Below are 22,407 nucleotides of genomic sequence, written 5' to 3' on the forward strand. Positions count from 1 at the left end.
CTACTCCTGTGCCTGGGTCTGTGCGGCGTCTGCCGCCTGCATGCTGATGACAGTCACCCGGGTGCCGGCCTCGGCCGGCGCCTCGTCCTCCGGAGAGGCCGTGTAGCTGCCCGCGCCGTCGGCCGCGCGCGCCAGCTCGTCGACCTGCGTGCCCGGCGCCACCCCCGATTCCCGCATGGCGCGGCCCTCGATGGCCGCGTCGGCGATCTTCCCGAGGATCAGCTTGATCGCGCGGATTGCGTCGTCGTTGCTCGGGATGGGATACGCGATCGGGTCGGGGTCGCAGTTGGTATCGACCAGCGACACGATCGGGATGCCGAGCCGAACGCATTCGGAGACGGCGATGGCCTCTTTGACGGTGTCGATGATGAACACGGCGCCGGGCAGGCGGTCCATGTTCTTGATGCCGCCGAAGTACCGGTTCATCCGCTCGATCTCGTTCTGGATTTCGAGCTGCTCGCGCTTCGGGAGCCGGGCGAAATCCCCCCGCTCCATCGCCGCCTCCAGTTCGCGCAGGTGACGGATCCGCTGCTGGATGGTCCGGAAGTTGGTAAGCGTGCCGCCGAGCCAGCGGTTGTTCACGTACGGGAGCCCGGCGCGCTTCGCTTCCATCTCCACCGTCTCGCGGGCCTGCTTCTTTGTGCCGACGATGAGCACGTCGGCGCCCGAGGCGACCACATCGCGCACGAAGTTGATGGCAGCTTCGAGGCGCGTCACGGTCTGCTGCAGGTCGATGATGTGGATGCCGTTCCGCTCGGTGAAGATGAATTGCCGCATCTTGGGGTTCCAGCGGCGGGTTTGGTGCCCGAAGTGAACGCCCGCTTCGAGCAGCTGCTTCATGCTGACGGGAGTAACCAGGGGAATCCTCCATCCTGCGGCATCAGAGATTTGACCCCGCGGGGCCAGGATGCCGCCGATCCACACAATGCATCTCAGAATAGCAGGGGCAGGCTTCCGCGAAAGCGCCCTGGCCCGTCGCGGGCCATGCCACTTGACAGCCTCCGCCGTCCGGCGCATGCTGCGCGGCAGGAAAGGAGGTGATGCGCATGGACCATCATAGTCGTAGCTACGACCGTACCTTTGCGCTGGAGGTGACCTCCTCCTAGACCTCTCGGAGGAATCACCGAACCTCCTAAGACCCCGGTCTTAGCTACGCCAGGGCCCCGGCAGTACCGGGGCCCTTTTCACGTCCCCCGGTCCCGGCATGACTGCTTCACTCCCGCCCTTCGATTTCGCCCGCTTTCAGTCCCTGCTGACCACGACGCTCATCGGCCGGCCGCTCGTCTACCGCCCCGTCGTCGGCTCGACCATGGACCTTGCCCGCCGCGAGGCCGCCGAAGGCGCCGTACACGGCACCGCCGTCTTCGCCGAAGAGCAGACCGCCGGCCGCGGCCGGCGCGGCCGCACCTTCTTCAGCCCCGCCGGCGCGAACATCTACGTCACCTTCATCCTCCGCTGCAGCCTCGAACTCCACCGGACCCTCCCGGTCCGCGTCCCGGTCGCGGTGGCGGAAGCCCTCGCCGCGGTCGTACCCGAAGCGGCGATCAAATGGCCGAACGACATCTGGGTCGGCGGCCTCAAGGTCTGTGGCATGCTCATCGACGGCGAGCTCGAAGCGGAGGGCCCCGTTGCGTTCCCCGGGATCGGCATCAACGTAAACTTTGACCCCTCGACAGCCCAGCCCGACCTCCAGCGTATTGCTACGTCGCTCGCCGCCGTCCTCGGCCGGCCGGTCGACCGTGAGGCGCTGTTCGCCCGCCTCTGCAACGAACTCGAACGGACCCTTGCAGCGCCCGCCGCTGACGTCCTCGCCCGCTACCGGGAGCGCAACCTCGTTCTCGGCCGGCGCGTTCATGTCAGCCCCGTCGGCGGAGCCCCATTCGAGGCCCTTGCCGTCGACCTCGACGACGCTGGCGCACTGGTCGTCGAGCGCGACTCAGGTGTCCGCGAGACCGTCACCGCCGCCGATGTCACCGTGCGGCCGGTCGCGACATGATCCGTTCGCCGCAGTGATTTATCGTGACGCTGTGACATTCGAGGAGATCGTCGCCCTCGCCGTCAGCCGCAAGCGCGAGATGCCCGAAGGATCCGGCACCGCCGCACTCCTCGCGCAGGGGCCGCACGCCATCGGGAAGAAGCTCGTCGAAGAAGCTGCCGAAGCATGGATGGCCGCCCGCTACGAATCGCGCGAGGCGCTCGCCGGGGAGCTCGCGCAGGTGCTCTACTACGTCGCCTGTATGATGGCCGCCGCCGACCTCACGCTCGATGAGGTGTACCGCACCCTGTGATCAAGGTCGCCCTCCCCAACAAAGGTGTCCTCTTCCAGCCAACGCTCGACCTGCTGGCGTCGTGCGGGTACCGGGTCGGCAAGAGCGGCAGCCAGCTCTCCGCTTTCGATCCCGAGAACGACGTCGAGTTCTACTTCCTCCGGCCCGGGGATATCCCTGTCTATGTCGCCAACGGCATCCTCGATGCCGGCATCACCGGAAAAGACCTCGCCGCCGAGCGGGGCCACTGCCCTGAGCTCCTCCTCGACCTCAACTACGGCGATTCGCGCCTCTGTGCGGCTGTGCCCGCGGCTTCGCCCGTCCGCACCCTCGACGATGTCGCCGGTCTCCGCATCGCGACCTCCTTCCCGAATATCGTCCGGCAGTACTTCCGCGGCCGCGACCTGAAGCTCATCGAACTCGAAGGCGCGGTTGAAATCTCCGTTGCGCTCGGCATCGCCGAAGCTGTCGTCGATGTCGTCGATACCGGCACCACCCTCCGGCAGGCCGGTCTCCGCATCGTGGGCGAACCGCTCTTCGTCTCGAATGCCGCCCTGTACGCCCACCCTGACCGCGCCGACCACCCGCCGGTCCGGGTGCTCCGCAGCCGAATCGAGGGACGTCTGGTCGCCCTCGATTACATGATGGTTGAGTACGACTGCCCGGGGACGATCCTCCAGCGCGCCTGCGAAATCACCCCCGGCCTCGAATCCCCCACCATCACGCAGCTCCAGCGCGAAGGCTGGTACTCGGTCAAGGCCATGGTCCGTCGCAAGGAGGCCCACCGCATCATGGACGAACTCTCCAGCATCGGCTGCCGCGGCATCCTCCTGACGAACATCGAGAGCGCCCGCATCTGACCGCGGGCCAACCCGGGCCGCGGTTCGCTACCATGAGGCCATGCCCCCGATCACCCTCCACATGGTGATTGCCCGCCAGGTCGCGCTCGACCTCGGCCACGACGACCTCCCCGCCGATTCCGGCGCCTACCTCCTCGGCGCGACCTCCCCCGACATCCGCGTCATCACCCGGCAGGACCGCTACAGCACCCACTTCTTCGACCTCAACGAACATAACCACCAGGATTCGGTCGCCGCGTTCCTTTCGACCTACCGGAACCTTGCCGCGCCGGAGCGCCTGAATCCGCCGACCCGCGCCTGGGCCGCCGGCTACATCTCCCATCTCGTCCTCGACGAGCAGTACATCACCGGCGTGTACCGGCCCTACTTCCTCCGCCACGACCACCTCGGCGGCGCCATCCGGGCCAACGTCATGGACCGGCTGCTGCAGTTCGACCTCGACCGCCGCTACGGCTCCGACCCCGAGCTCAAAGCGTCGATCTGCAGCGCCCTTGCCTGCACCGTCGCCGACATTGAGACCGGCTTCATCGATACCGATACCCTCGAGCGCTGGCGCCAGGTCTCGCGCGACGTTGCCGCCCGCAACCTCGACTGGGACCGCGCCCGCGCCATGATCGCCAATCACCTCCGGTTCGCCGGCCTCGAAGAGGGCGAAACGCTCGACGGGTTCCTCGATTCGCTCCCCGAACTCCTCGATGAGACAATCGCCCACATCACCGACGCCGAGGTCGAAGCCTTCGTCCAGCGCGCGACGGAAACGGCCCGCGCCGCCGTGGAGAGGTACCTGGGATGCGCATAATCCGCAACGCCGAGGAAGGCCGCCGCACCCTCCTGGCCCGCCGCCCCCTCGAAATCGAAGAGCTCCCCATGGAGATCCGGGAGACCACCTTCCGCACCTTCGGACAGGAACTCGCCCCCGACGAGGTGGTCCGCCGCATCATCCGCGACGTCCGCGAAGACGGCGACAACGCCGTCCGCTACTACAACTCCGCCATCGATGGCGCGCACACGCCGGAACTCCGCGTCCAGCCGGATGAAATCCGCGCCGCCTACGAGACGCTCCCGGCCGAGCTAATCGAGGCGCTCCGCTTTGCCGCCGAACGGGTCCGCCGCTACCACGAAACGCAGCTCCGCGGCGCCTCCATCGATTTCCAGCAGCACGGCCTCGGCCAGGTCACGAGGCCGATCCAGCGCGCAGGCATCTACGTGCCCGGCACCCGCGCCCCGCTCCCCAGCACCGTCCTGATGTGCGCCATTCCCGCCCGGGTCGCCGGGGTCGATGAGGTCTACCTGACCAGCCCTGTCCTTCCCGACGGCACGGTCCCGCCGGTGAAGCTCGTTGCCGCCGATATCGCCGGCGTCGACGCTGTCTTCAAAGCCGGCGGCGCCCAGGGGATCGCGGCCTTCGCCTACGGCACCGAGACCATCCCCCGCGTGGACAAGATCGCCGGGCCCGGCGGCCTCTTTGTGACGATCGCCAAGCGCCAGGTCTTCGGCGATGTCGGCATCGACAGCATCTACGGCCCCACCGAGACGATGATCATCGCTGACGAGAGCGCCAACCCCGAGCTTGTCGCGGCCGACCTCATCGCCCAGGCCGAGCACGACCCGCTCGCCAGCCCGATCCTCCTCACGCCCTCGCACTACCTCGCCGAGGAGGTCGCCGTCGCAATCGAACGGCAGCTCCGCGGCCTCGAGCGGGCGAAAATCGCCCGCGCGGCCCTCGAAAACCGCGGCGGTTGCATCCTCGTCAACGACATCGACCACGCCATCGAACTCGCGAATGAGTACGCCCCCGAGCACCTCTGCCTCTGCGTCGAGAACCCGACGGCCTACGCCATGAAGGTCCGCAACTGCGGCGGCCTCTTCCTCGGCGAGGCGTCTCCCGAGGCGGTGGGCGACTACACCGCCGGCCCCAGTCATACGATGCCGACCGGCGGCGCGGCCCGCTGGAGCGGCCCGCTCGGCGTCCACGACTTCCTCAAGAAGATCGCCGTCGTCAACCTCCCCGAAGAGGAGATGGAGGAGCTGAACCGCGCTGCGGCAATCATCGCCCGCGCCGAGGGGCTGACCGGCCATGCCCACGCCGTCGAACGGCGGCTGCAGGGACGGTAACGTGGCCCTCCGCCGCCTCCTCCGCGACGACCTCGACGACCTCGAGGAATACGTCCCCGTCAAGCCGCTCGATGTGCTTGCCGCCGAGATCGGCGTGCCGGTGGAACGGCTGGTGAAGCTCGACGCCAACGAGAACCTCTATGGACCCCATCCCGCGGTCCGCGAGGCGGCTGCACGCGCCCTCTTCCATATCTACCCGGACCCCGGACAGGCCCGCCTTCGGGAGGCCATCGCCGGGTACGTCGGCGTCGAACCCGGGCACATTGTCGCCGGGACCGGTGCCGATGACCTGATCGATGTGCTGATCCGCCTCGTCCTCCCGCCGGCGGTCGTCATCCCCACGCCGGCCTTCGGCATGTACCGCTTCCTCGCAAAGATCCTGCGCGCCCGGCCGATCGAAGTGCCGCGGCGTCCGAACTTCGACCTCGACGTGGTCGCAATCCGCCACGCGGTCCAGTACGAGGGCGCCCGGCTCGTCTTCCTGACGCACCCGAACAACCCGACCGGCAACCCCGTGAACCGCGCCGAGCTGGAGGCCCTCCTTGCCCTCGACGCGGTCATTGCCGTCGATGAGGCGTACATCGAGTTCGGCGGCGAATCGGTGGTGCCGCTCATCGCCGCCCATCCGAACCTCGTCGTCCTGCGCACCTTCAGCAAGTGGGCCGGTCTCGCCGGGCTGCGCGTCGGCTACAGCGTCTCGGCCCCTGAACTGGCCGCGCACCTGATGGCCCTGAAGCAGCCCTACAACGTCAACGTCGCCGCCGAGGCGGCAGCCATCGCGGCCATCGAGCACCGCGCCGAGATCGCGGAAAACATCGCCGCCATAGTCGCCGAGCGGGAGCGCATGTCCCGCCTGCTGGCCGGGCTCGGGTGGCTCGAGCCGCTGCCCTCCTGCGCCAACTTCGTGCTCGTCGCCGTACGCGGCCGCCCGGCGAAGGAGGTTGCCGCTGCACTCCGCGCGCGCGGCATCCTCGTCCGCTATTACGATCGCCCCGACCTGCACAACTATCTCCGCATCAGCGCCGGCCGCCCGGGAGATACCGACGCGCTGATGGCCGCACTCGAGGAGCTGTAGCCATGGCCGAATCCGCCCCCATCCCCGCCGTCGCGCCCCGCGTCGCCACGGTCTCGCGCCGCACCGCCGAAACCAGCATCGACATTACCCTGAACCTCGACGGCTCCGGCCGATTCGCCTGCGCCACCGGCGTCGGCTTCCTCGACCACATGCTCTCCCACATCGCCAAGCACGGGGTCTTCGACCTCGAAGTCCGCTGCGAAGGCGACCTGTGGATCGACCAGCACCACACCGTTGAGGATGTGGGCATCTGCCTCGGCGAGGCGCTCGCGAGGGCCGCCGGCGACAAGGCCGGCCTCGTCCGCGCCGGCTCGGCGTACATGCCGCTCGACGAAGCGCTCGCCTTTGCTGCCGTCGACCTCAGCGGCCGGCCGTATGCCGTGCTCGACCTGAAGCTGCTCGGCCGTGAACTCGGCGGGCTCCCGCCGGACCTGTTCAACCACTTCCTCGAATCGTTCGCCTTCGCCGCGAAGATCAACCTTCACCTCCGCGTCCTCTACGGCGCGAACGACCACCACAAGTGCGAGGCGGCGTTCAAGGCGATGGCCCGCGCGCTCGATGCCGCCACCCGGTTCGACCCCCGGCGCGGCGGCGATATCCCCAGCACCAAAGGGACCCTCTAGGCCGGACGCCCGGCTTGACACTCCCGCTGAAGGCCGTAACCTTCCCCTCCGCCCCGTGGAAGACGCACTCGCACGCTACCTCGCATCCCGGCTCGAGGCGAACGATGTCCGGGTCACCGGCCTGCTCCGCATCCCGGGCGGCGCCTCCCGCGAAACCTGGATGTTCGATGCCGAGTGGACCGCGCCGTCCGGGGAGCGGCAGACGGCAGCCTTCGTGCTCCGGAAAGACCCGCCGGCCTCCCTGCTCGACACCGACCGCGAGACTGAGTACGCCTTCTACTCCGCGCCCTGGGGCAGCGACGTGCCCGTGCCCCGGATGCGCTGGCTCGAGAACGACGCCTCCATCCTCGGCGGGCCGTTCTTCATCATGGACCGCATCCTCGGCTGCGAATCGGCGACTGCGAAGATCATCGCGCCGCCCTATACCGCCGTGCATCCGCAGCTCGCCGAGAACATGTACCGCATCCTCGGCGCCATCGCGACCTTCGACTGGCGCGGCACGCCGATCGAGCGCGTGGCTGAGCCGCCCACGCCCGAAACCGCCTGGCAGCGCGAACTCGACCACTGGGAGCGCATTCTCGATACCGAGGCGATGGAGCCGCAGCCGATCATGAAAGCCGCAATCCGCTGGCTGCGCGCCAACCCGCCCCCGCCGGCACAGCGGATCAGCGTCGTCCATGGCGACTATCGCGTCGGCAACTTCCTCTACCGCGAGGACGGCAACATCTACGGCATCGTCGACTGGGAGATGGCCCACCTCGGCGACCCGCTCGAGGACCTCGCCTGGTCCTTCAACCAGTCGTGGCACTGGGCGAAGGACGGCCGCCCCGGCGGCATCGTTGACCGCGCGGCCGCCATCGCCCACTGGGAGCGGTACAGCGGCCTGCGCGCCGACCCGCAGGCCCTGTACTGGTGGGAGGTCTTCAGCCACGTGAAGTGCCAGGGCATCTGGGTCACCGGCGCCCGCTCCTTCCAGGAGGGCCGCACCAACGAACTCATCCTGCCCCTCGTCGCCTACTCGCTCATTAACGCGCAGGACCAGTACCTCCTGCGTACCATGGGGAGGATCCCGTGAACCCCTCGGCGCCGCGCGTCCTCCAGGGCCTCGCCGCCAACCTCCTCTCCGAGGTCATGCCGAACATCTCCACCCCGTTCGGTCAGCAGCTCGTCGGCATCGCGGCCATGCTCGAGATGATGCTCGCCGAAGAGTTCGACCGCGCCGCCGACCGCCTCGTCACCGAAAACCGGGTCGTGCGCGAACTCCTCGCCGAAGGGCGTGCACTGCTCGGCGAGGGATGCCCCACGTCGGTTGCCGCAGCTATCGCCGCGCCCGCGGCCCCGACCCTCCGGGTCCCCGACCTCCAGCGCGAGAACGACCTCCTCCGGGCGGCGCTCATCGACCTCCACGCCGCGGTCGAGCAGGCCCCCGGTGAGGCTGCCCGCGCTTTCGAAGAGCGGATCTGGGCCGAACTCATCGAGTCGACCCGGCGCCGCCAGTTCGCCTCCCGGCTCTGACCCGATGCGCGAGGACATCCGCCGCCTCCTCCAGGCGTACGAGCCCGCCCGCCAGCAGCCGGACCCGCCGCTCCCGCCCGCCGGCGTCCTCCTGCTCCTGCACGACCGCCCCGGCGGTCCGCACGTCATCTTTCAGAAGCGCACTGACCACGTCCGCGACCATAAAGGCCAGGTCAGCTTTCCCGGCGGCGTGATGGACCCGGGCGACCCCGACGTCCGCTACACCGCGCTCCGCGAGACCCATGAAGAGATCGGCGTCCACCCCGACCACGTCGAGGTGCTCGGCCAGCTTGACGACATGGTCACCGTCTCCAATTTCCTCGTGACGCCGTTCGTCGGCTGGCTCGACCGCTACCCGTACGAGTGGCGCTTCAGCAGCCAGGAAGTCGCCTACCTGCTCGAAGTTCCGCTCAGCCACCTCCGCGACCCCCGAAACCTCGTGCCGGACCGCCGCATCATCAACGGCAGGGAATACGTTCTTCAGGCCTACCAGTTCGGCAATGACCTGATCTGGGGCGCCACCGCCCGGATGCTGGGCAACTTCCTGGACCTCCTCCGCGCGCTTGAGTGACCCCGCGACACCCGTCCCCGGCCGCACTACCATCGGACCCGTGACGCACGACGCCATCAGCCACACCCGCCCGCTCCGGTCCTTCCTCGATGAGCTTCCTGGCGCCCGCCTGCTCCGCGGCGACCCGTCGACACCAATCGTTGCTGTCCACCACGACTCGCGCCTTGCCGGACCCGGCAGCCTGTTCACCGCGATCCCCGGCTTCACGGTCGATGGCCACCGGTTCCTGCCCGATGTCGCTGCCGCGGGCGCCGCGGCGGCCATCGTCGAGCGCGGCCATGAGCTCCCGCAGCTGCCCGAGTCACTTGCCCTCGTCGAGGTCCCGGCAACCCGCCCGGCGCTCTCCGCCGCTGCTGCCTGGTTCTACGGCCACCCGGCCCGGGAGCTCGTGGTCATCGGGATTACCGGCACCGACGGGAAGACCACCACATCCCATTTGCTGACCAGCGCCCTCGAAGCTGCCGGGGCCCGCGTCGGCCGCCTCGGCACCGTCGATGTGTACCTCCCCGGGGAAATGGGGCATGTCACCGCCCGCATGACCACCCCCGAAGCCCCCGAGGTCCACCGGCTGCTCCGCCGCATGGCCGATGCTCGCTGCGACTATGCCATCGTCGAATCAACCAGCCACGGCCTCGCGCTCCACCGGCTGGACCACGTCGAGTACGACGTCGCCGTCTTCACGAACATCACCAGCGACCACCTCGATTTCCATAAGACGTTCGAGGCCTACCGCGACGCCAAGGCGAGGCTCTTCTCCGCTCTGGACCGCGCCATCGACAAAGGGGTCGGCAAGCACGCCGTCGTCAACGCCGATGACCCGTCCGCGAATTACATGCTCAGCCACACGCACGCCGAGCCCCTGCGCTTCGGCCTCGAAGCCCGCGATGCCGATGTGGTCGCCCGGAACATCATCCTGCGCCCCGATGGCACCAATTTCCGGGTCGTCGCACCCCACGGCATGGCCGAGGTGTCGCTGCGTTTGCCCGCGCTCTTCAACGTCATGAATGCGCTCGCTGCCGCTTCCGCTGCCCTCGCCGTCGGCGCCGAGCTGCAGGCGGTCGCCCGCGGCCTCGGCGAGTGCCTGGGCGTCCCGGGCCGTATGGAGCGCATCGAGGCCGGGCAGCCGTTCGAGGTCATCGTCGACTACGCCCATACCGGCGACGCCGTGCGGAAGGTGCTCGAAGTCCTTCGCGATGTCTGCCAGGGGCGGCTCATCATCGTGGTCGGCGCAGCCGGCGAGCGCGACCCCGGCCGGCGCTACGGCGTGGGCCGGGCTGCCGCCGAGGGCGCCGATTTTGCCATCTTCACGAACGAGGACCCGCGCTCCGAGGACCCGGCCCAGATCGTCCGCGAGATCGGCCGCCACGCGGAAAGCGCCGGCCGCCAGCGCGGCATCGACTTCCTCGAAATCGAGGACCGGCGCGAGGCCATCGCAACGGCGCTGGCCATGGCCCGCTACGGCGACATCGTGGTCATCGCCGGCAAGGGACACGAAAAGTCGATCGTCTACGGCACGGAGGCGATCCCCTGGGACGACCGCGAGGTTGCCCGGGAGGAGCTGGCAAAGCTCGGCTACCGGGGCTGAACGAGCGTTTTCCCCGCCGGGCGCCCCGCTGCATTGGTCGCAACCCCGGCCGTTCGTATACTGGCCCGGAGCCGGCTACGCACCCCAACAGCCGTCCACCGGAGTAGCACCGTGCCCAAGCGCAAGAAACGCGAGCTGCACCACCTGCGGCAGGAGCCCTCGCGACGCCGAACCTACCAGCTGAGCCACGCCTCGCCCTCGGAGATCTACAAACCGGGCTTCCCGATGAATATCCTCGGCGATGTCCGCTGGTTCGCGGCTGTCGGCGTCATTGTCGCCATCACCATGGTCGTCACCGCCGTCCTGACGACAACCGGCCGCAACCGTGGGAATCCCGATGCCCTCCCCTCGCCCACGCCGGCCGCTTCCGCGACCGCCGATGCCTCCCCAACCGGCAGCCCAACCCCGGCTCCGAAGCAGTTCGAAAAGGCCGAGCAGGTCATCGATGCCCAGAAGTACACCTACTCGGCGACCTTCAAGACCAGCAAGGGCGATTTCACGGTTCGCCTGTTTGCTGACGTCGCTCCCAACACCGTCAACAGCTTCGTCTTCCTCGCAAAGCAGGGCTTTTACAACAACACGACCTTCCACCGGGTCGTGTCGAACTTCGTCATCCAGGGCGGCGACCCCACCGGCACCGGGACCGGCGGTCCCGGCTACCAGACCCAGGACGAGCCGAATGAGCTCCGGAACAAGAAGGGCACCATCGCCATGGCGAAGGTCTCGGGGCAGACCCAGTTCGGCAGCCAGTTCTTCATCAACCTGAAGGACAACCCCTCGCTCGACTACGACAACCCCTCGGCGAACAAGTTCTACCCGTTCGGCGAAGTCGTCTCGGGCATGGACGTCGTCGAGGCCATCGGCCGCGTCCAGGTCGGGCAGGGCGACCGGCCGATCGAGCCGGTCACCATCTCGGCGATTGAGATTACCGAGACGCCGAAGTAGCCCGGTCGCGCTCCAGCCGCGCATCCCGCGAGGCCGCGATGGCGAGCGCCGTCGCGGCCTCCGTGCGCCCGTCACGGTCACCCGCGAATACGCTGAGCACCAGCCTCCCCCGCGCCTCATGCAGGGCAAAGAGCCGGACCTTCGCGTCGCCCTCCCTGGCGGCCAGTTCGAAGAGCCGCCCGTGTTCGCCGGGGAGCTCACGGGCGGAGGCGTTTTCCATCGGCGCCCACAGCATCCCTGAGTCGCGGATAACCTCCGCGTCGGCCGTGAGCGCCGCAACCCATGCCGCTGCCTGCGCCTCGGAGCTAAACGAAAGAACCTGGCAAACCACATTTACCGGGCTCGGGAACGGTGGCCGCGGCAGCGCTTCCTTCCAGAAGACGAACCGGCCTCCCTCCATCCCGGCTGCTCGGTATTCTGCCTTGCGCTCGTCCGGAGTTCGCGACAGCCCGCCGAGGTCATCAGGGGTGAAATCGCCCCGGGTTTGTTCCATGAACATCCCGGGCAGGTCATCGGCCGTGCAAAGGAACGGGTCGAGGGCCGCCCCATCGAACCCGGCGCCCCCGCGGCATGCCCCCGCCACGACGGCGGCCATGAGCAGCGCCCCGCTACACCACTTCGTCATCGTTCGCCGGCGCCGGCTCCGGCCCGATGAGCCCGTGCTTCGACTGGTAGCGCTCAACGACCACGATGAGCAGGAAGAACGGAATGAACGCGAGCGCCGAACCGAGCGCCCACCACCAGAAGGGAACGACGAGGAAGAGGATTGCGCAGGCGGCAGTGAACGCCATCCCGATGATGGCGAAGATCCGCCCGGCGAGCACCCAGGGTGTAACCGGCGTCTGCATGCCCCCAGTTTCGCGTCCCCGGCGGCCCGGGTCCATCCCGGGCCTGCGGCTTCACCCGCGGTCCCGTATACTCCCCGCGAACTCCCCCTCCGGAGGCCTTTCTATGGGACGTCCCGTGCTCCGCACGGAGCTGTGTGACCTGCTCGGCATCGAATACCCCGTCATTCTCGCCGGCATGGGGCCGGTGGCCGGCGGTCTGACCGGGCCTGTCGCGACCGCTCCCCTCGTCGCCGCGGTGTCCAACGCCGGCGGCCTGGGCGTCATTGGCGGGGCCGGGTTCAGCGCCGAGCGCCTCCGCGAGGAGATTCGCAAAGTCCGTTCGATGACCGATAAGCCGTTCGGCGTCGACCTCCTCCTCCCGTCGAACTACATGGGTGGCGCCGCGGGCGGCGAAATGCCGCGCGACCCCCGCGAGCTCATCCCGGCCGCGACCCGCGAGGCGCTCAAGAAAATCGTCGAGGACCTCGGTGTTCCCTGGCAGGAGATGCCGCGCGAGCCCGCCGCCGAGCCGCGCCGCCCCCGCAGCGGCGGCATGTCTGACGAGCAGATGGAAGTCGTCATCGAAGAGAAGGTGCCCGTCTTCGCCAGCGGGCTCGGCAGCCCGGCGCCATGGCTCGACCGCCTCAAGGCGAACGGCACGAAGGTTCTCGCCCTTGTCGGCAACGTCAAGAACGCGAAGCGCGTGGCCGCCGCCGGCGCCGATATCGTCGTCGCCCAGGGCACCGAAGCAGGCGGTCACACCGGTCGCGTCGCTACGATGGCCCTCGTGCCCCAGGTCGTCGATGCCGTGGCGCCCACGCCGGTGGTCGCCGCCGGCGGCATCGCCGACGGACGGGGCATCGTCGCCGCGCTCGCCCTTGGCGCCATCGGCGTCTGGTGCGGCACCGCCTTCCTCGTCTCCGAAGAAGCCAACCAGCCCGACCTCCAGAAGCAGCGCATCCTCGCCGCGACGGACGAAGACACGCGCGTCACCCGTCTTTACAGCGGTAAGACGATGCGCAACATCACCAACCCGCTCATCGAGGCCTGGGAGGCGGCCGGCATCCAGGCCCTCCCCATGGGCCTCCAGGGCCTGCTCATCCAGGACCTCGTCTACTCCTGCCGGAAGGCTGGCCGCGAGGACCTCCTGATGAACGCTGCGGGGCAAATCTCAGGGATGCTCAACCGCATCCGGCCGGCCGCCGACATCCTCCACGACATGGTGGCCCAGGCGGCCCGGATTCTCGCGCGCGACCTGCCGGCCCGCGTTACCGCCATCCCGGAGTCCTGACCCATGCCCGACCGCGCCCTCGACGGTGTCCGCGTCATTGAGTTTGCCGACGAAACCGCCGCCTACTGCGGCCGACTCCTCGCCGACCTCGGCGCCGAGGTCATCAAGGTTGAACCCCCGGGCGGCGGACGCCTTCGCCGGGCGCGGCCCTTCGTCAGGGGCCACGAAGGCGACCCAAACGCCAGCCTCGCCTTCTGGGTCCACAACACCTCGAAGAAATCCGTCGTCCTCGACCTCGAAACCGACGAAGGCCGCTCCCTCGCACGGAAGCTCGCGCTGACCGCCGACATCGTGCTCGAGGACTGCCCGGTCGGGTACCTTGCGGAACGGGGCCTCGGCTTCGACACGCTTCATGCCGAGAAACCTTCCCTTGTCTACACCTCGGTCACCGGCTTCGGGCAGGACGGCCCGCACGCGCACTGGGCCTACTCCGATATCGTCGGCCAGGCGATGGGCGGCATCATGACGCTCGCCGGCGAGCCGGCCGACCCGCCGAACCTGATCTACGGCCGCCAGGCCGACATCTCGGCCAGCATCCAGGCCGCCCAGGGCACCCTCATGGCCCTCCTCTATGCCGAGGCGACCGGCGAGGGGCAGCGGGTCGACGTTTCTGCGCAGGAAGCGCTCTCGATGGCCCAGGAGACCGCCATGCAGACCTGGGACTTCCAGAAGCGGAATCGCACCCGTACCGGGGAGCTCGGCATGCTGCCCATCCCGCTCCCGGCGACCGGCGTGGCGAAGTGCAAGGACGGCTACGTCTCGCTCTACATCCTTGCGCCAGCCGGCAAGGACCTGCCCGCGCTCGTCGACTGGATGCGCGAAAAGGGCATGCAGGGGCCGCTCGATGACGAGCCGTACCGAACCATCGTCAATCAGCTCAACATGGCCTGGCTCACCCAGCTCATGTCGAACCCGGCCGCGGCCGGTGAAATCCTTCAGCATCTGCCGGTGATCACGAAGACGATTCTCGAGTTCTTCGCCACCATGAGCGCCCGCGAGGCGTACGAAGAAGGACAGCGCCGCCAGCTGCTCATCGGCATCGTCTCCACGCCGAAGGACATCGCCGAGAACGCCCAGCTCCGGGCGAGGGACTGGTTCGTCCGCATCGAGTCCCCCATCGGCGGAACGGTCGAATTTCCGGGGCCGCCCTACCGCCTCTCCGAGACCCCGGCCGTCATCTCCAGGCCGCCGCGCCTCGGCGAGCACACCGACGAAATTCTCGCCTCGCTGCGCTAAGGAGCTGCTCAAATGCCGAAGAAACCTCTCGAAGGTCTCCGGGTCGCCGACTTCTCGTGGTACGGTGCTGGCCCCATCGCCGGCAACACCCTCTCCCAGTTCGGCGCCGAAGTCATTCGCGTCGAGTCCGAAACCCGCCCGGATGGCCTCCGTCGCGTCCACCCCTTCGCGATGAACCCGGACGGGACGTTCAAAACTGGCTACAACGTCTCCGGCTACTTCAACAATTTCAACACCGGTAAGCTCTCCATCCAGCTGAACCTCAACGTCCCGAAAGGCCAGGAAGTCGCGTACCGGCTCATTGAAAAGTGCGACGTCTTCCTCACCAACTTCACGCCGCGCGTCATCGACAAGTGGAACTTGCGCTACGAGCAGATCAGCGCGGTGAACCCGCGGATCATCGCGGCCTACGCGCCAATGCAGGGCCTCACCGGCCCGCACCGCGACTTCCTCGGCTTCGGCGCCGTCCTGACGCCGGTGACCGGCATCAGCCACATGAGCGGATTCCCCCACCGCCCGCCCATCGGCGTCGGCACCAACTACCCCGACTACGTCATCAACCCCGGCCATACCGTGACCGCCATCCTGGCCGCGCTCCGCTACCGCAACCGGACCGGCAAAGGTCAGCTGATTGAGCTGCCGCAGATTGAGTCGGTCGTCAACGCGCTCGGCACCGCCGTCGTTGAGTACCTGGTCAACGGCGACAACCCCGGCCGCATGGGCAATCGCAGCCTCAATGCCAGCCCCCACGGCGCCTTCCGGTGCGCCGATGACCCCGAATCGGTCGGCTCCGTCGACCGCTGGGTCGTCATCGCCTGCCGCGATGACCGCGAATGGGCGGCCGCCGCCGCGGCGCTCGGCCATCCCGAAGCCGCCGCCGACCCGCGGTTCGCCACCTTTGAGGCCCGGAAGGCGAACGAAGACGAGCTCGAGGCGCTCATCGGCTCATGGGTGCGCGACCGGAAGGCTGAAGATGTAGCCGCCGCGCTGCAGGCTGCCGGCGTGCCGGCAGGCGTGGTCCAAAACGCGCAGGACCTCCTCGAGCGCGACGAGCATATGCGGGCGCGCGGCTATTACCAGTATGTCGAGCACCCTGAGGCCGGCCGGGAGGCCCACGACGGCCCTGCCTTCCGCCTCAGCGCGACCCCCGGCTCCGTTCCCGGCCCCGCCCCGCTCCTCGGCGAGCACACGATGGAGGTCTGCGAGCGCATCATCGGTCTTTCGATGGACGAGGTGGCCGACCTCCTCGCCGAAGGCGTCCTGGTCTAACCTGCGCCGGCCGCCCGTCCGTCGCCGGAAAAGGGCGCCCTCAGCGTTGCGCGCCGCTCGGTGCGGTGCGTGTGGTAGCATGCCGCCAGCAACTTCAGGAGCGCTCCTTTGACCGGCCTCATCGTGCTCGTCGTCGTTATCGTCATCGCGCTCGTGCTCGTGTTCTGGGTCATCGGCCTGTACAACGGCCTCGCCCGCGCGCGCATTCGCGTCAAGGAATCGTGGTCCGGCATCGATGTCCAGCTGAAGCGCCGCTCCAGCCTCATCCCCAACCTCGTGGAAACCGTCAAAGGGTACGCGGCGCACGAGAAAGAAGTCCTCGAAAATGTGACCCGCGCCCGCGCCATGCTCGACCGTGCGCAAACCCCGGGCCAGGCCGCCCAGGCCGACAACATGCTGACCGGCGCCCTCCGCTCCCTGTTTGCGGTCGCCGAGGCCTACCCCGACCTCAAAGCCAACCAGAACTTCCTCGAACTCCAGCGCGAACTGACCGACACCGAGGACAAGATCGCCTACGCCCGCCAGTTCTATAACTCGAACGTGCGTGTCTACAACGAAAAGGTCGCGACCATCCCCAGCTCCATCATCGCCGGGATGTTCAACTTCGAGCCCGCCGAGTTCTACGAAGCTGAGGAGGCCGCCCGCGAGGATGTCCGCGTCTCCTTCGTGAGCAACTGACCGCACCCGCCGGTCAGCCCTTCGCTATGACGTCGGCGCCCGTCCCCGGCTCGATTCTGATCTACGACCGCATCGCGGCGAACCGCCGGATGACGTGGGTGCTCATGGTCGCCTTCGTGGCGGTCCTCACCGGGCTCGTCGCGCTGATCGTACTGGCGCTCGGGCTCCCTATCGGCTTCATTGGCATCGCGGGGATCGCGCTCATCCTCTACGCCCTGTTCAGCTACTTCGCCGCGTCGAGCATCGTGCTCTCCATCTCCGGCGCCCACGAGGTTACGAAGGAGGAGGAGTGGGAGTACGTCCGCCGGGTTGAGAACCTCTGCATCGGCGCGGGCCTGCCGATGCCGCGCACCTGGGTCCTCGAAGACACGGCCCCGAATGCTTTCGCAACCGGCCGCGACCCCCAGCATGCCCACGTCGTCGTGACCCGCGGGCTGCTGCAGAAGCTTGAGCCCATCGAACTCGAAGCCGTGCTGGCCCACGAACTTTCGCATATCGCCAACTACGACATCCGGGTCATGACGATTGCGACGGTCCTCGTCGGCCTGGTCGTGCTTCTGAGCGACTTTTTCCTCCGCTGGACGTACTGGGGAGCCGGCGCCCGCCGCGGCAGCCGCGGCAAGGGCGGCGGGGGAGCCGCGATCGTAATCCTGTTGGCGGTCATCGCTGCAATCCTTGCCCCCATTGTCGCCCAGGCTCTGAAGTTCGCCATCAGCCGACAGCGCGAATACCTTGCGGATGCCTCCGGTGCCCTCCTTTGCCGCCACCCTGAGGCGCTCGCCCGCGCCCTCGAAAAGATCGCGGCCGACCCCGAGCCGCTCGAAGCCGCGAACAAGGCGACCGCGCACCTCTACATCTATAACCCCCTCCGGGAGCACCGGAGCTTCCTCAACAACCTGTTCAACACCCACCCGCCCATCGAAGAGCGCATCCGCCTGCTCCGCAGCATGTAGCCGCGAATGGTCCGAAGGGGCCGCCAAACGGGGGCCCGTCGGACCACCCCGCCGTGCCTTCCGTCGCCGATACTCAGGGTGGAGTCCACACCGGGCTCGACCGAAAGGCGAAAGGAGGGAAGCGGAATGAAGAGCAAAAGCACCCGCCTCCACGCCCGTTTCGGGGTCTGGATCGTGCAGGGCTGATGCGCTCGCGAACGATCAACTGCCCGGGAGGTGACCAGTGAAACTCCGCATCCATGCCCTCTTCCGGCGGTGGCACCGGCCGATAGCAGGCCCGCAGTGGCGGGCCGCGCGCTGGCTTCCGGCCCCGGTGAACGTTACAACCCGGCGCTGGTAAGAGCGCCCCGGCCTCTCGTGAGGCACCACTGAGCGGCACCGGCGACTGTAGGAGCAACGGTTTCTGACTACCGCGAGACCCCGCCATGGCGGGGTCTCGCCGTGTTCCCCCATTCTTGCGCGGTCGGGCATACAATCGGCCGGCAGTGCCCTGCCCGGTCCATTGCCGGAGCCGGCGCCTGGAAGGAGGAATCCCCATGTCTGCAAAGGCCGAGGCCCTGGCCGCGCTCGAAGAAGGCTACCGGAAGTTCCGTGCCGGGATTGCTGACCTCGATGACGCCGCATTCTCCGAAACCTGGCTCGGGACCTGGAACCTGTCCCAGCTGCTCGCGCACATGGCCGGCTGGTACCGCGAAATGGCCGGCGCCTTCGAACGCGTTGCCCGCGGCGAACGCCCGGTCCCACCCGGCGTCGACTATTCCGACCCGGAGCCCTGGAACCAGCGGTTCGCGGCCGCGGCACTCCCGGGCCGGGCGGCCCTCGACGACTGGGATGCCGCTTTTGCTGCCTACCGGGCGGCTGCCGCCGCCCTCCCCGACGACCTGTACGGCGTCGACCCGGAAAGCGGCCGGCCGCGCATCGGCAACCGGCTCCTCCAGGGCGCCGGGATCGGCCACTTCGAGGAGCACCAGCCCGAGCTCGACGCCTGGCTCGCAGCCCGCCGCCGATGACGCCGGAGGAGCGCCTCGCCGCGCTCGGGCTCGAACTCCCGCCCCCGTTCGCCCCGCCGGCCAACTTTGTCCCCGCGGTCCAGGCAGGAAGCCTGCTCTTCCTCTCCGGCCATGGCCCGACGGGCGCGGGTGGACGGCTCCTGATGACCGGCCGCGTCGGTGCTGACCTTACGCTCGAACAGGGCTACGAAGCAGCCCGCCTCACCGCGCTTGCCCTGCTCGGCTCCCTGAAGGGCGCCATCGGCGACCTCGGCCGGGTCGAGCGGGTGGTAAAGCTGCTCGGCATGGTCCGCTGCACGCCCGACTTCGGGAACACGCCGGCGGTCATTAATGGCGCCTCGGACCTCCTGGTTGCGGTGTTCGGCGAACGCGGCCGCCACGCCCGCTCCGCCGTCGGCATGTACGAGCTTCCATTCGGCATGCCCGTCGAGGTTGAAATGGTCGTCGCCCTCCGCGACTGACATAATCGAACCAGCCAGCCCGGAGGTCGCAACCGCTGGAACTGCCGCTTTTCCCGCTGCGCACGGTCCTCTTCCCGGGGATGCGCCTGCCGTTGCGCATCTTCGAGGAACGCTACCGCGTCATGGTGCGCGAGCTGCTCGATTCCGGCGGCGAGTTCGGCGTCGTGCTCATCCGCGAAGGCCCCGAAGTTGGCCCCGGCGCCATCCCTCATGAGGTTGGCACCGCTGCCCGGATTGAATCGTGCGAAGAGGTGGACGGCGGCCGGTTCATGCTCACCGCCCGCGGCACCTGGCGGTTCCGCATCAACCGCCTCCTCCCCCCGCGCCCGTACCCGTACGGCGATGTCACGCCCCTCGACGATACTGACGGGCCGCTCACGCCCCGGCTCAAAGCCGGGCTCGAAACCGTCCGCGCGACTTTCCCGCTTTACTTCCGCCTCATGCTCTCGCTCACCGACCAGTGGGCCCGCGGACTGCAGCTCCCCGAGAAGCCCCACCGGCTGGTCAACTTTCTCGGCGAGTGGCTGCAGGTCGGCGAGGATGTTAAACAGCGCCTGCTCGAAATGGAAGCGGCGGAGGACCGCGTCGCCTATCTCGCCGAAGTCCTCGACGACCTGGTCATGCGCACGAAGGATGCCGTTATCGAGCACCGCCGGAAGAAGTACGGCGCCCTGGGCATCGCAAACTGAACGAACCCGGCCTCAGCCCAGCTCGAGCATCCGCTCCAGCGCCACGAGCGACCACTTCCGCGTCTCGGGGTCGACCCGGACTTCGTTCACGACCTGCCCCTGCACGAGGGCTTCGAGCGTCCAGGCCACATACGCCGGGTGGATGCGGTACATGGTGCTGCACGGGCACACCACCGGGTCAAGGCAGAACACCGTCTTGTCGGGGTTCTGCTTCGCCAGCCGGTTGACCAGGTTGATCTCCGTCCCGACCGCCCACGTCGTGCCTGCAGGAGCCTCGCGGATCGTCTTCGCAATCTTCTCGGTCGAACCGTAGCTGTCGGCCGCCTGGACGACCTCCCACCGGCACTCGGGGTGCACGATGACATGAACGCCCGGGTGCTCCCGGCGCGCCTTCTCGATCTGCTCGACCGTGAACCGCTGGTGGGTGCTGCAGTGCCCCTGCCAGAGGATGATCTTCGCCTTGCGGAGCGCCTCCGGCGTCGTGCCGCCCATCGGCAGCCGCCAGTTCCACAGCACCATCTCGTCGAGCGGGATGCCCATGGCGTACCCGGTATTCCGGCCGAGGTGCTGGTCCGGGAAGAAGAAGACCTTCTCTCCCCGCTCGAAGGCCCAGCGCAGGGCGCGGTCAGCGTTGCTCGACGTGCACACCAGCCCGCCCCGTTCGCCCACGAACGCCTTCAGGCTCGCAGCGCTGTTCATGTAGGTAACGGGGATGATCCGCGCGTCCTCTCCGAGCACCTCGTGGATTTCGTCCCACGCGGCGTACACATCGTCCGGGTCGGCCATGTCCGCCATCGAGCAGCCCGCGGCCATATTCGGCAGAATGACCCGCACATGCTCGGGCGTCAGGATGTCGGCCGACTCGGCCATAAAGTGCACCCCGCAGAAGAGCACGTACTCGATGCCCTCCTGCTCCGCGGCATGCCGGGCGAGCTTGAAGCTGTCGCCCGTGAAGTCGGCGTACTTGATGACCTCGTCCCGCTGGTAGTGGTGACCGAGGATGACGAGCTTCGAGCCGAGCCGGGCCCGGGCGGCCGCGATCCGGTGGTCGAGCTCTTCGGGCCCCATCTCGAGGTAGACCCGCGGGATATCCTGCTGCCAGCTGACGAAGGCCGGCTCCTGGGCGAGCGGCACCGGCGCCAGCGCTTCTGCCGGGCAAGTATCCGGGTCCGAGTACAGGACGAGCAGCTCGGCGTAGCTCTTTCCTGCCGGCGCCAGTGTTGCAGCCATCGCTTGCCTCCTTACTTAGTGTCAAACGTACACTAAGTACTGCTTCAACTGTGCCGCAGCCGGCGCTTCGTGTCAACCCGACACGAACTCTCCTTGCCACCTGAAAAGAGATTCCGGGGGCGCGACCACATGGGGTGCGCCCCCTTCGCTACCTCCCGGGAGGTCAGCAGCTGCCTCGCGCCGTCAGCTCTTGCGCCGCTGCGCCCGGGCCCACCGGCGGCTGACGATCCACCGGGTGCTCAGCCGCGAGAACCCTGCCCCCAGCAACACCGCCCAGGTCACACTCGCCAGAAGGAACGCTGTATCGTTCAGGGACGCCCACAGGCCCATGTACAGGCCCAAAAATCCCCCGAGGGCGAACGCGAAGAAGACGGGGAACGTTCGCCACTTCCATTCCGGCAGCGGGATTGGACGTGCCGCCGCCGCGGCAGCCGCTGCCGGGCCCTGGGGCCCCGACGCGCCGTGCGGCCGCCTGCGCCGCCGCGCCGGGCTCACGACGGTACCCCGTAGTGCAGCCGAAACGCCATGTCGCACCGGCGGCACAGCGGGACGACATCCCGCCCAAGCAGTTCGCGAACGCCAATCACGTGAACTCCGCACTCCCTCCCGGTTTCACCCTTGCGGGCATCCGGAAAATGAAACAGCTGGCCGCAATCCGCGCAAATCAGCGCGCTCGCGCGGCCGATCGGAAGTTTGCACTCGCAGCAAACCTGGGCCCTCATCCACGCCGCGCGACTCCGCCGGGGAGGTCGCCCCTCCGGAAGAGCAGGATGCCGCCGGCCGTCCGCCGATGGCGGACGCCCCCGGATGCTGCCAGCGCCTCGAGCGCCGCGGGCGTCATCCCCGCAGCGGCCGCTGCCTCTACAAGGTCAAGCACGTCGTCCAGCGACCCCGGCTCGGCCGGCGGGGCCAGGCAGACGTTGCAGGCGAACTCCAGCGCAAGGTGCTCTTCGTTAATCCACACCTGCCCGCAATCGGTCCCCGGTAGGTCCGCCCGCGAGTTCAGGTGATACAGGTTGCCGCACCAGTTGCACCATGCCTCCATATGCGCCTCGACTTCGAGCGCGCACACGTGACACCGCTTCGGCTCTTGCGTCTCCATTCCGTTCCCGAGCATACGGCACACCTTGACTCGCCGTGAATCGCTTCCCTACGATGTTAGCGCTTTAGCATTTTCAGCCGCCATCGCGGCTGCCCGGCGTCGTCA

General features: G+C 68.2%; 25 protein-coding genes. 20 read left to right on the forward strand and 5 right to left on the reverse strand.

The annotated features are described in order from the left end of the window. Nucleotides 1–840 carry a 30S ribosomal protein S2 gene (rpsB, locus tag Tbon_RS12370; RefSeq protein ID WP_158067984.1) on the reverse strand — a complete coding sequence of 280 codons (840 nt, stop codon included), beginning with the start codon at nucleotides 838–840 and terminating at the stop codon, nucleotides 1–3. A gap of 364 nt (nucleotides 841–1,204) precedes the next feature. Between rpsB and Tbon_RS12375 the strand changes: the two genes are divergently transcribed. The 12 genes from Tbon_RS12375 (at nucleotide 1,205) to Tbon_RS12430 (ending at nucleotide 11,556) form a co-directional block, all read left to right on the forward strand. Then, the gene (locus tag Tbon_RS12375) at nucleotides 1,205–1,996 is read left to right on the forward strand and encodes a biotin--[acetyl-CoA-carboxylase] ligase (protein WP_158067985.1); all 792 of its coding nucleotides are present in this window, start codon (nucleotides 1,205–1,207) and stop codon (nucleotides 1,994–1,996) included. A gap of 79 nt (nucleotides 1,997–2,075) precedes the next feature. Continuing rightward, on the forward strand, nucleotides 2,076–2,288 hold the full coding sequence (hisE, locus tag Tbon_RS12380; RefSeq protein ID WP_374761729.1) for a phosphoribosyl-ATP diphosphatase: 213 nt from the start codon (nucleotides 2,076–2,078) through the stop codon (nucleotides 2,286–2,288). Next, nucleotides 2,285–3,127, forward strand: a complete 843-nt coding sequence (gene hisG / locus Tbon_RS12385) for an ATP phosphoribosyltransferase (protein ID WP_158067987.1) — start codon at nucleotides 2,285–2,287, stop codon at nucleotides 3,125–3,127. Before hisE ends, hisG begins: the two co-directional genes overlap by 4 nt. Nucleotides 3,128–3,167: 40 nt before the next feature. After that, on the forward strand, nucleotides 3,168–3,926 hold the full coding sequence (locus tag Tbon_RS12390) for a zinc dependent phospholipase C family protein (RefSeq protein WP_158067988.1): 759 nt from the start codon (nucleotides 3,168–3,170) through the stop codon (nucleotides 3,924–3,926). Next, the gene (hisD, locus tag Tbon_RS12395) at nucleotides 3,917–5,242 is read left to right on the forward strand and encodes a histidinol dehydrogenase (RefSeq protein WP_158067989.1); all 1,326 of its coding nucleotides are present in this window, start codon (nucleotides 3,917–3,919) and stop codon (nucleotides 5,240–5,242) included. Before Tbon_RS12390 ends, hisD begins: the two co-directional genes overlap by 10 nt. 1 nt (nucleotide 5,243) lies before the next feature. Continuing rightward, nucleotides 5,244–6,317: a histidinol-phosphate transaminase gene (hisC, locus tag Tbon_RS12400; RefSeq protein ID WP_225734631.1), complete on the forward strand. Its 1,074-nt coding sequence runs from the start codon at nucleotides 5,244–5,246 to the stop codon at nucleotides 6,315–6,317. 2 nt (nucleotides 6,318–6,319) lie between these two features. Beyond that, nucleotides 6,320–6,940 carry an imidazoleglycerol-phosphate dehydratase HisB gene (gene hisB / locus Tbon_RS12405; protein WP_158067991.1) on the forward strand — a complete coding sequence of 207 codons (621 nt, stop codon included), beginning with the start codon at nucleotides 6,320–6,322 and terminating at the stop codon, nucleotides 6,938–6,940. 55 nt (nucleotides 6,941–6,995) lie between these two features. Next, nucleotides 6,996–8,015, forward strand: coding sequence for a phosphotransferase family protein (locus Tbon_RS12410; RefSeq protein ID WP_225734632.1), 1,020 nt, complete (start codon nucleotides 6,996–6,998; stop codon nucleotides 8,013–8,015). Then, nucleotides 8,012–8,455, forward strand: coding sequence for a hypothetical protein (locus Tbon_RS12415; protein WP_158067993.1), 444 nt, complete (start codon nucleotides 8,012–8,014; stop codon nucleotides 8,453–8,455). The genes Tbon_RS12410 and Tbon_RS12415 overlap by 4 nt, the downstream gene beginning before the upstream one ends. Before the next feature lie 4 nt (nucleotides 8,456–8,459). After that, nucleotides 8,460–9,026, forward strand: a complete 567-nt coding sequence (locus tag Tbon_RS12420) for an NUDIX hydrolase (protein WP_158067994.1) — start codon at nucleotides 8,460–8,462, stop codon at nucleotides 9,024–9,026. Between the two features lie 40 nt (nucleotides 9,027–9,066). Further along, nucleotides 9,067–10,611 (forward strand): UDP-N-acetylmuramoyl-L-alanyl-D-glutamate--2,6-diaminopimelate ligase, encoded by a 1,545-nt coding sequence (locus tag Tbon_RS12425; protein ID WP_192497973.1) that lies wholly within the window; start codon nucleotides 9,067–9,069, stop codon nucleotides 10,609–10,611. Nucleotides 10,612–10,722: 111 nt separating this feature from the next. Then, entirely contained in the window at nucleotides 10,723–11,556 is an 834-nt protein-coding gene (locus tag Tbon_RS12430) for a peptidylprolyl isomerase (RefSeq protein WP_225734633.1), read from the forward strand. Here Tbon_RS12430 and Tbon_RS12435 read toward each other — a convergent pair. Next, nucleotides 11,537–12,181, reverse strand: coding sequence for a hypothetical protein (locus Tbon_RS12435; protein WP_158067996.1), 645 nt, complete (start codon nucleotides 12,179–12,181; stop codon nucleotides 11,537–11,539). The genes Tbon_RS12430 and Tbon_RS12435 overlap by 20 nt on opposite strands. After that, complete coding sequence (locus tag Tbon_RS12440; RefSeq protein WP_158067997.1) at nucleotides 12,165–12,404, reverse strand: hypothetical protein; 240 nt, start codon at nucleotides 12,402–12,404, stop codon at nucleotides 12,165–12,167. Before Tbon_RS12440 ends, Tbon_RS12435 begins: the two co-directional genes overlap by 17 nt. A 103-nt stretch (nucleotides 12,405–12,507) precedes the next feature. On the opposite strand from Tbon_RS12440, the gene Tbon_RS12445 reads away from it, so the two are divergent. The 8 genes from Tbon_RS12445 to Tbon_RS12480 all read left to right on the forward strand — a co-directional run bounded on the left by Tbon_RS12445 (nucleotide 12,508) and on the right by Tbon_RS12480 (nucleotide 19,970). Continuing rightward, complete coding sequence (locus Tbon_RS12445; protein WP_158067998.1) at nucleotides 12,508–13,674, forward strand: NAD(P)H-dependent flavin oxidoreductase; 1,167 nt, start codon at nucleotides 12,508–12,510, stop codon at nucleotides 13,672–13,674. A 3-nt stretch (nucleotides 13,675–13,677) separates the two neighbouring features. Further along, entirely contained in the window at nucleotides 13,678–14,910 is a 1,233-nt protein-coding gene (locus Tbon_RS12450; protein WP_158067999.1) for a CaiB/BaiF CoA transferase family protein, read from the forward strand. Nucleotides 14,911–14,922: 12 nt separating this feature from the next. After that, on the forward strand, nucleotides 14,923–16,179 hold the full coding sequence (locus Tbon_RS12455) for a CaiB/BaiF CoA transferase family protein (protein WP_158068000.1): 1,257 nt from the start codon (nucleotides 14,923–14,925) through the stop codon (nucleotides 16,177–16,179). 108 nt (nucleotides 16,180–16,287) lie between these two features. After that, nucleotides 16,288–16,857: a LemA family protein gene (locus Tbon_RS12460; protein ID WP_225734634.1), complete on the forward strand. Its 570-nt coding sequence runs from the start codon at nucleotides 16,288–16,290 to the stop codon at nucleotides 16,855–16,857. A gap of 26 nt (nucleotides 16,858–16,883) precedes the next feature. Beyond that, nucleotides 16,884–17,810: a M48 family metallopeptidase gene (locus tag Tbon_RS12465; RefSeq protein ID WP_225734635.1), complete on the forward strand. Its 927-nt coding sequence runs from the start codon at nucleotides 16,884–16,886 to the stop codon at nucleotides 17,808–17,810. A 536-nt stretch (nucleotides 17,811–18,346) separates the two neighbouring features. Then, complete coding sequence (locus Tbon_RS12470) at nucleotides 18,347–18,820, forward strand: maleylpyruvate isomerase N-terminal domain-containing protein (RefSeq protein ID WP_192497974.1); 474 nt, start codon at nucleotides 18,347–18,349, stop codon at nucleotides 18,818–18,820. Continuing rightward, nucleotides 18,817–19,281 (forward strand): RidA family protein, encoded by a 465-nt coding sequence (locus tag Tbon_RS12475; protein WP_158068002.1) that lies wholly within the window; start codon nucleotides 18,817–18,819, stop codon nucleotides 19,279–19,281. The genes Tbon_RS12470 and Tbon_RS12475 overlap by 4 nt, the downstream gene beginning before the upstream one ends. 41 nt (nucleotides 19,282–19,322) lie before the next feature. Continuing rightward, complete coding sequence (locus Tbon_RS12480; protein WP_225734768.1) at nucleotides 19,323–19,970, forward strand: LON peptidase substrate-binding domain-containing protein; 648 nt, start codon at nucleotides 19,323–19,325, stop codon at nucleotides 19,968–19,970. Between the two features lie 12 nt (nucleotides 19,971–19,982). Here the strand turns inward: Tbon_RS12480 and nadA are convergent, their stop codons facing one another. Both nadA and Tbon_RS12490 read right to left on the reverse strand, forming a co-directional pair. Next, nucleotides 19,983–21,200: a quinolinate synthase NadA gene (gene nadA / locus Tbon_RS12485; protein ID WP_158068004.1), complete on the reverse strand. Its 1,218-nt coding sequence runs from the start codon at nucleotides 21,198–21,200 to the stop codon at nucleotides 19,983–19,985. Nucleotides 21,201–21,918: 718 nt separating this feature from the next. Continuing rightward, the gene (locus Tbon_RS12490; protein WP_158068005.1) at nucleotides 21,919–22,302 is read right to left on the reverse strand and encodes a hypothetical protein; all 384 of its coding nucleotides are present in this window, start codon (nucleotides 22,300–22,302) and stop codon (nucleotides 21,919–21,921) included. Nucleotides 22,303–22,407: the final 105 nt, after the last annotated feature.

The organism is Tepidiforma bonchosmolovskayae (assembly GCF_008838325.1).
In the GTDB taxonomy this organism is placed as follows: domain Bacteria; phylum Chloroflexota; class Dehalococcoidia; order Tepidiformales; family Tepidiformaceae; genus Tepidiforma; species Tepidiforma bonchosmolovskayae.